The organism is Desulfosarcina cetonica JCM 12296 (assembly GCF_001311845.1).
GTDB lineage: Bacteria > Desulfobacterota > Desulfobacteria > Desulfobacterales > Desulfosarcinaceae > Desulfosarcina > Desulfosarcina cetonica.
The window spans coordinates 1-8,417 of the sequence record NZ_BBCC01000243.1; the positions used below are offsets into that span (position 1 = coordinate 1).

Below are 8,417 nucleotides of genomic sequence, written 5' to 3' on the forward strand. Positions count from 1 at the left end.
GAGATAAGGCCTAACCCGTGCCTGGAGGTTTACCCCCCATTACGACTAACGAAAATTGTAAATTTTGCGGGTAGATGGAATCCCGTTTAGTTACCTTCAAACAAGTAGGAGAGCACGGATAGGCCTCCAAAAACGCAAAGATGAGGGCAGCCGCCGGAGGGTAAAACCAGCAACTGCCCTCTATTCTAGGTTGCGTCGTCCCGATTGTCTTGAACAATTCTCAACGTTTCGCATAGGTATACGAAAGGTCAAGATCATTTAGAATCGCTTTTACTTTTTCAACCTGCCCGGCTCTAACCATGACCCGCATGGGCAGGGCATTGAACAGATAGGGGGCGACATACTCTCCTTGGATGAAAAAATCGATCCCTTCGGCGTCCAGGATGGAGCTGATGAATACGCGATCACCGGCATTGTGGGTTTCCAGAACGGGTATATATTCGACGAATTCGGGTTGCATGGCGGCCCCTCGCTCGGCAAGGGAATGGATGTTTAAGACCATGGCGCGACTTGATCAAGACCGGTACGTGCTTAGGATAACCCCATGGGATCTGAAACGCAAAAGAAATACCGGTGGGGTGGGCGGCTGTTCATCGTTTTCGGTATACTGACTACTTTTTTGTTGGCGGCGCCAAAGGAAAGCAACGCTGACCGCGCGATGCGTTGCGGCAGCCGACTTGTCATGATCGGCGACCTGACCACCCAGGTGGAAGATATTTGTGGTCCACCGGACGATCGTGAACAATGGGAAGAGTGGCGCGGCAGCGCACGATCGGAATATTTCGACTACGAAACAGAACGTTATATAGCCCCAAAACTATCCATGGGCCCCATCCGGATGGAGCGTTGGACCTATAATTTCGGATCGAACCGCTTCATCCGGTATCTGGAATTCAAAAACGGAAAACTCATCCGCATCGAAACCGGTGACAAGGGCCGAGATTGAACTATCCGAAACACCTTCTATATTGAGATTTCTGGTCCATATCGATTTGAATATTATGGTCCGCGCGGGAGTTGTCGACCATCCTTCACAATGGGCGCACGCTGGGTTTAATGAAATTCAGGCTCCCAAGCGAAAGAACGTCATCATCGATTACGAACGGTTGAGGACGTTGGCGGGATTCACGGATTATGATTCCTTTGCGGCCGCCCACCTGAAATGGGTCCATTCCACCCTGGAAAAGATTGGCGACAAGCGCGATAGCCGGTGGACGGAGAGTATCGCTGTGGGCAGCAACGCTTTTGTTGAACGTATCAAATCCGCCATGGGAGCTATGGCAAAAGGACGATCCGTGCGCCCGATCGAAGGGGCTTTTGAGCTGCAACAAAGGTCATTTGGAAGTATTTATGGAAGATGGGAAAAAGGTTTATCCTGGGTTTAAAGCCTGTTGCCGAATCAAATCTGGCAGGTCGGGAATCAGTCCTGTATTTTCGATACGATCTTTGAGATAGCCCCAAAACGATATACCCAATTTACGGCACGTTTTTTTCAGGCTGGTAAATAGCCATTTTTGCCTTGATGTCGGGCACCGGTATCATCCACATTGATATAGCTGGACACCTTGAGGCCGATGGACAGAATGCAGTCTTTTTCCCAGTGAAAACGCTCTTTTTCTTCAATCAACAGATTGTTTAGCTGCCCGGCGGACATATCGATGCCGAACTCATCCAGTTGTTCCAGCAATAGCGGCTGGGTGACATGACAATGGTAATGTTGATAGAGGACAAACCCGATCAGCATGGGACCAAAATGTTTGCCGTTGAGATACGCAGGCAGTTGGCCGGCCACATAACCGCCATCGGGTGTTTCATATACCTTAAGGCGATACCGTGTATTGCGAGGCTTGATGGTGATGTCTTGAACGACGAAGTCCTTATAATACCTGAACACGGACCCTGCGGGTATCGATTCCGGTTCAATGGGTTCGGTATGGTGAATTTCAAGCTGGGCTGTCTTGGCGCGTTTTTTTGACCCGGGCCGTTTTTTGTTCGGCGACGCTGAGGATTTTGTTTCTTTCTTTCTCAAACTGCTGGGTTTGATCTTTGGCCGGGGAGGTTGATTTTTGAGTCGGGCAATCTCATCCTTGAGCTGCTGAATCTTTTCGGCTTGCTGGAGGATCAAGGCGTTTTGTTGTTCGATAAAGTCCAACAGCAACTTGACCGTCGATGACATGTCCTTCTCTGGAATATCCTGAAGCTTGTTTGACCCTTTCATACATTATGCACATATCATAAGGCGGCAAGCTTGTCCGGATTTTCGTAATACTACCATAGCTTTTTGAGATGTTACGTTTTAACAGTCAAATCTGGCAATTTTACTTTGTTTTTTACAAATTATCGCTGATTTTTGGCGATTTTCAAATTCAGCAACTTAATTTGGGGACAAGCGAAATCCAAGTAAATAGGCATACTTTTAAAACATTATTTACCTTATTTCAGTTTGTTGGCTTGGGCGTCCCCAAACCAACAAAACGCTCTTTCCGGCCCCAAAAACATCGCTTTAAGACCGTAAAACGACCCTGTTTTTGACCTGAAACCGCGCCAATTGGGAATATAGCTTGGTCCGACCCCAGTTTTCCAGCTTGGTCCGACCCCAGTTTTCCAGCGATCCGATAATTTCCTGTCGTCTCACTTGCTGAAGTTTTTCCAGTGTACTAAAACTTGTTCAAGTTTTGTTTGGCTGCGAATTTTTAATGAAGTGAATTTCTTTCCAGTGGGTATTTGAGACTGACTTGTCAATTTAATTAAAATCCTTAAATTTTCTGATTCACCATATCCTGAAGTGTAAAAGCCGGTGTTTATAAGCATAATTGATTTATTATCTTTAGTCGATAAAATAGCTTCTATCATACCATCTGGGTACATTTCTTTTAAGTATTTTGAGATATTCTGTTGGGACTTAACTTTATCGCTAAAAGTTTTGCTATATGATAGTTCGATATCAATTGTGGCACCTGTGTTTATTGCGCTGATAGGCTTTTTCAATTCGACATCAGTCCATTGGTTACTGATATCTATAGGGATTGTCGTTAACAAAATCATCTTACCAAAAATAATGACAGAAAGAAATTTTTCATTATCTTACCTATTTAATTATTTAGACACTCTTATTCATTTATAGAAAATGTCATTTGTTAGCTTTCCATTGTTGTCCCAGTTTCTTATTGCATCCCCATTCTTATCCCACGAATATTCACTAAAACAAGTTTGACACGGGTTTTCTTTAATAAATTTTTCAATAGCATTCTTTAGTACATCATCAGCCCAAGACTGACAATTTCTTGCACCAAGCATGTAAGGTAAACTCCCCTTATTAGGAATAACTGAATATTTTGGAGCATATTTTGCGGCATCCAAAACATATTTATCAAAATTGTTATCAGCACAAATTAATTGGCATTTCGGGTTACTCGTTTTCTCTGTGAAATCGACCCATCCTTGGCTCCAGATTATATTCGAGCCTGCTTGAAAGCTTCTTATATCATTATTAATTTGCAAATAATCGTGCCTAAGAGGACTGCCACTCGGTTTGACTTGTGGTCCATTTTTATCACCTAATTTTCTAGCACAACGCCAAACCTTTAATCCTTCTGGGTCAATAAAGTTGACAGGATTGTTTTCTGTATAAACAAAAGGATTAATCCCCCCATTCAACCCAATAGGATCAGGAGTAAGATATCGCCCCGTCGTAGGATCATAATACCGGTGCCAGTTGTAGTGCAGGCTGGTCTCCGAGTCTTGGTACTGGCCTGGTAAACGCAAATTGTTTTTAGCTGTTTCAACCGCAATAGAAGTCTCACCAAACGAACTATGACTCGTACTCCACACCACCGCTCCGGAGGCGGTCGTCAACTTCTGCGGCGTACCGATATGATCGCTGTGGTAATAATAGTAGGTGCCCCCGATCTTCATGAACAGCGGATCGGTGCTCCAGGTGGAACCGGGCTTCCAGCCGTAGGTCTTGATCACGCTCCCTGTGGCATCGTACTCACCCACCAGCTTCGTCGCTGTAATGGAAGCAGGTCCGGGTGCCGGCGACATCCTTCCACAAACGCCGGCCAAAGGGGTCGTAGTAGTAGCTGGCGATAACATTGCCCGAGCCGTCCTCCACACGCTCCAGGCGGTCTTCCAGATTGTAAAAGAACCGGGTCACCACCCCGCCGGCAGTCTTCGCGATCATGTTGCCGTTGAGGTCGTAATCATAGGTTACGTCATCGTAACCGGTCAGCTCGTTGTTCTCATTATAGCCCCACTCGGTCGAGGTATCGGCGGCAGTCAACCGGTTGCCCACCGCATCGTAGGTGAAGGCCTCGTCCGCCTGGTCGGGGTTGTCCACATCGGTCAGGCGGTACAGGTTGTCGTAGCCGTAAGTGTAATCCCCGTGCTCGGTGGCCTTGGCGGTGACGTTGTCCATCCTGTCATAGGTAAAGGCGTAGTTCAACACCGGATTGGCCGCCGGATCCTTGTCCGTGATCTGCTTGACCCGCATAAGGGGGTCGTAATCAAATTCCTTGGTACCGCCGCCAGGCAAGAGCATGGCTGCCGGGCGGTTCCAGTGGTAGTCGCTCACCGTCGCATAGCCAGCATTGGGGATCTGCACGGCGGCCAACTGGTTGTTGGCATCAAACAGGTAGCCGTAGACGATGGCATCGGGTCCCTGGTAGGTCTTCTTCAGGCCGTTTTTGTAATAGGTGTAGGCATTCTCCAGGCTGAAGGCGCCGTAGTTCACGGTTTCAGCGGTCTTGCGATGCAGGCTGTCATAGGCGTAGACCGCCGATGTGGTGCCGTCGTCGTAGCCGGTGAGGTTGCCCACGTTGTCGTAGGTGAAGGTCACCGTCTTGACCGGAACCGTGTCGGTTGACACGGCATAGTAGCGGATCGCCGTCAGGCGTCCGGCATCGTCGTATTCATAGGCGGCCTTCTGATCCTTGGCATCGATCTTCTCGCTCAGGTTGCCGGCCGCGTCATAATTGTAGTGGGTCTCCCCTCCCCGCGGTCGCGTCTCTTTCACCAATCGGTTGGCGGCATCGTAGTCGAAGCGCGTGGTCTGGTTCTCGGCATCGGTCAGGGCCACCAGATTGTCGCGGCCGTCGTAGGCGTACTTGGTCTCGCCGGTGGCCGGGTCGATCACCTTGGTCAAGCGGTTCAGACCGTCGTAGGCATAGTAGGTTGTGCGGTTCTCCCGGTCCGTGCGTGAGATCAGGTTGCCGGCATCGTCATAGGCAAAGGTCGTCGATAGGACCGCATCCGGGTGATCCTGCTCGGCGGTCTTGCGGCCGCGCAGGTCATAGGTATAGGTGCGCTCGAAGGTGGGATAGATCGTGCGCGACGGCAGGCTGCCCGTGGCCCCGGAACAGGTAGCGCAACCGCTGCCCGTGGTGTCGTCGTACTCGACGGCGATCGCATCGCCATGGCCGTCGGTGGAACGGGTCAGGCGGCCCTCGTTGTCGTAGTCGTACAGCACGACATGACCCTCGGCATCGGTCTGTTTCACCAGTTTGTTGTCGGAATTATACTCGAACCAAGTCGAATTGTTCTCGTGGTCCACCGCGCGCAGCAGGTTGCCGTGGTTGTCGTACTCGTAGGTGGTCTCGCGGTTTTCGGCATCCCTGGTGTAGATACGCCGCCCCAGGTTGTCGTAGCGGTGCTCGGTGGTGTGCAGCAACGGATCGGTGACGGTCAACAGGCGGCCCAGGCTGTCGTAGGTATAGGTCCAGGTCTTGCCCCGGGCGTCGATCTTCTCCAGCACGTTGCCCATGATGTCATGGCGGGTGAATCGGGTGACGCCGTTTTCCGGATCGGTCACCGAGGTGAGATTGCCCTGTTCATCGTAGGTCATCACCGTTTGGGATTCGGCGGTGTTACCGTCGGCCAGGCGGGTGACGCTGAGCAGGTTGCCGTCGCCATCGTAGGTGTATTCGGTGACCCGCTCATTGTCAGTTCCGGCCGCCTCCACCTTGCGAACCAGGTTGCCCACGGTGTCGTAGGCAAATCGGGTGATGGCTTTGTTTTCGTCGGTCCGTTGCGAGGGTTTGTTGAAGGTCAGGTTGTAGGCGGTGACCACCGTGCTGCCGTCCGGATAGGTCACCTGGGTCTGGTTGTCCCACGTGTCGTAATCCTTGCGGGTCACCTTGCCGTTCTCGCCCGTGACCAATTCATCGTTGCCGTCCTTGGCGATGCTCATCACCGTGCGGCCGTTGACATCCACGCGGATGGCCTCGCCGTCCTCGTTGAACCAGGTCTCCTTGACCATGCCCGAGGTGGAGGTGCAGCTGACATACGATTCTTTCCTGGAATCGTCGTAATCGTATTCAAAGGACCAACCCTCGCCGTCGTCGTCCTTCACCGAGGCTACGTTGCCGTAGCTGTCGTAGGTGACGTTCGAGCCGTGGTTTTCGGCATCGACGGTGCGATTGATCCGGTTGGAGCTATCATAGGCGTAATCGGTGTCGTGGCTCTCGGCATCGGTGACCGTGGTGAGCAGGCCGTCGGTGTAGGCATAGCCGACCCCGCGACCGGTGCCGTCACTGGCCGAGGAGATGTTGCCGCTTCCGTCATGGGTGAACCAGATCACCTGGCTGCCGGTGCGATCCAGGACGCCGGTTACCAAATCGCCCTCGTACAATAGGCTGCCGATGGTGCCAACGCGGTCACCCCAGGCGGTCATGCGGCCTTCGGTGTCGAAGGTCTTCCAGTTGCCGTCGGGATCGTACCAGCGGTAGCCGGTCTGCGTGGGCGCGATGTGGTAGATCTCGTGGACGAAGAGCTTGGACTCGCTGGTGGCCGCCGCGTAGGTTACGCCGCCCTTGTCGATGCTCTCGATTCCCGTGCCGATGCTGTGCTGGGTAAAGGCGAGGTGGTGACGCAGGTGCTCGAAGTGCCAGGCATCGCCGTAATACCAGCGCTTGACCTCGACCTGGCCTCCGGGCACCTTGACGGCCAGATCCACATGATCGCGGTTATACTCGCGCATCCACAGGTTTACCCTGGAGAAAACGATCTGGAAGAAATGCTTGAGGGTACTCTTGACCATGCACGGGAAACAGAACGACTCCTTACGTTCCGGTTTCGGAAAACACTTGGCCCCGCTCACTGTGGTGGCCGAGGGCGTATAAGAACCGGAGGCGGTGCCGCCGGCACTGCCCGCACTGATCACCACGCTGCCGCCGCTGCTGCCGCTCGTACCGCCGGAGGAGCAGGAGCCCCATGCACGCGTCCAGCAGTGGCGCGCGGAGGAATGGGTCCACACACCGTTGGCGCACTCGAACCCGTAGTTGACATCCATGCACTTGATGTAGGTGCCACAACCGCCGCCGCTGCCATCGCTATCCGGCTCCAGGGGCGAGATGCAGGTCACCCGGTAGGGGATCGTCACCTGCTGCTTGGCGCCGATGGTGTCGGGCAGGTTGCCGGAGAACTCGTAGCTGAAATGGGCATCGTCCGCGGGCAGGCTGAAGGTCACGGCGTCGGCCCGGATCAGGCCGTAGTTGGTCAGGGTGATCTCGCCGTTGTACACATCCCCGGCCTGCATGGCCGGCAGGGTGATGGAGGCCGGCGAGATGCCCACCACGGCCGCCGGCACCGAGGTCTCGTAGGTGGCGGTGAGCACGATATCGTAAGAATCCTGGATGGTGGTCTCGGTCACCGACCACTCCACGGTCACCAGGTTGTACTCCAGAAAGACATCCGTGGTAGTGGTGATCCCCGGCTTGATCCAGACGCGGCCGGTGTACTCCTGGTGGTTGGCGGCCGTGATGCGGGCCTTGTAACGGCCGGCGGGCAGATCCTCGAAGAAGGCCTCGCCGGCGGTGTCACTGGTGCGGGTATATGACTCGGTGCTGACCGCCTCGTTTTCCAGCACCACCTTGGCCCCGGACAGCCCCTGGATGACCTGCAGGCTGTCGTTCAGGGTACCGGTATAGATATCCGAGATCTTGAACGCGGCACTACCCACCCCGCTCTGGGTCACTGAGGCGTAAATGTGGATGTCGGTTTGGGCGTAGTTGGAACCGGTCACCCGCAGGATCAGGGAGTAGACCCCTTCGGCCACATCCTCGCCCGGCGAGAAGGTCACCGAGGCCTCGTATTCATCGCCCACGGCAAGATCGCCCACATCCCCGCTGCCGTTGAGCACGGCCCAGGCCGGGGCGGCACTGCCGTCGGCCGAGAGCAGCGCCAGGCTCACATCGGTCATGGCGGCCAGGCCCTTGTTGGAAAGGGTCAGGGTCTCGGTGACCGAGCCATCGATGGCCATGCCGGTTTCGATATGGTCCGGTGAGAACTTCAGCACCGGCTTGGCCTCGGAGAAGGCCGTGTTGACCGTGATCAATCCCCATCGGGGCATTCTCGTCGCTGGCCACGCGCAGCACCAGGCTGGCGGTCGTGGCCGCGGTGTTGCGGCCCACAGGCTGAAA

At 53.7% G+C, this 8,417-nt stretch carries 7 protein-coding genes; 2 read left to right on the forward strand and 5 right to left on the reverse strand.

Annotated features, from left to right (window positions below; translation table 11 throughout):
* Positions 1 to 220: 220 nt before the first annotated feature.
* Positions 221 to 460 carry a putative signal transducing protein gene (locus tag JCM12296_RS30455; protein WP_054700921.1) on the reverse strand — a complete coding sequence of 80 codons (240 nt, stop codon included), beginning with the start codon at positions 458 to 460 and terminating at the stop codon, positions 221 to 223.
* An 84-nt stretch (positions 461 to 544) separates the two neighbouring features.
* On the opposite strand from JCM12296_RS30455, the gene JCM12296_RS30460 reads away from it, so the two are divergent.
* Positions 545 to 946 carry a DUF2845 domain-containing protein gene (locus JCM12296_RS30460; protein ID WP_054700924.1) on the forward strand — a complete coding sequence of 134 codons (402 nt, stop codon included), beginning with the start codon at positions 545 to 547 and terminating at the stop codon, positions 944 to 946.
* A gap of 22 nt (positions 947 to 968) precedes the next feature.
* Entirely contained in the window at positions 969 to 1,385 is a 417-nt protein-coding gene (locus JCM12296_RS30465) for a hypothetical protein (RefSeq protein WP_054700927.1), read from the forward strand.
* A gap of 107 nt (positions 1,386 to 1,492) precedes the next feature.
* Here JCM12296_RS30465 and JCM12296_RS30470 read toward each other — a convergent pair whose 3' ends face one another.
* The 4 genes from JCM12296_RS30470 to JCM12296_RS30485 form a co-directional block, all read right to left on the reverse strand.
* Positions 1,493 to 2,218, reverse strand: a complete 726-nt coding sequence (locus JCM12296_RS30470; protein WP_157068036.1) for a hypothetical protein — start codon at positions 2,216 to 2,218, stop codon at positions 1,493 to 1,495.
* Positions 2,219 to 2,631: 413 nt separating this feature from the next.
* Positions 2,632 to 3,039: a hypothetical protein gene (locus JCM12296_RS30475; RefSeq protein WP_157068037.1), complete on the reverse strand. Its 408-nt coding sequence runs from the start codon at positions 3,037 to 3,039 to the stop codon at positions 2,632 to 2,634.
* Between the two features lie 75 nt (positions 3,040 to 3,114).
* Positions 3,115 to 3,972, reverse strand: a complete 858-nt coding sequence (locus JCM12296_RS30480) for an RHS repeat domain-containing protein (protein WP_218188366.1) — start codon at positions 3,970 to 3,972, stop codon at positions 3,115 to 3,117.
* A gap of 19 nt (positions 3,973 to 3,991) precedes the next feature.
* Positions 3,992 to 8,347, reverse strand: coding sequence for a carboxypeptidase regulatory-like domain-containing protein (locus JCM12296_RS30485; protein WP_083456671.1), 4,356 nt, complete (start codon positions 8,345 to 8,347; stop codon positions 3,992 to 3,994).
* Positions 8,348 to 8,417: the final 70 nt, after the last annotated feature.

Excerpts from the sequence above, each read along its gene's own strand:
- JCM12296_RS30455 (WP_054700921.1), bottom strand. The coding sequence starts at position 460 with ATGCAACCCGAATTCGTCGAATATATACCCGTTCTGGAAACCCACAAT.
- JCM12296_RS30460 (WP_054700924.1), top strand. The coding sequence starts at position 545 with ATGGGATCTGAAACGCAAAAGAAATACCGGTGGGGTGGGCGGCTGTTC.
- JCM12296_RS30470 (WP_157068036.1), bottom strand. The coding sequence starts at position 2,218 with ATGAAAGGGTCAAACAAGCTTCAGGATATTCCAGAGAAGGACATGTCA.
- JCM12296_RS30485 (WP_083456671.1), bottom strand. The coding sequence starts at position 8,347 with ATGCCCCGATGGGGATTGATCACGGTCAACACGGCCTTCTCCGAGGCC.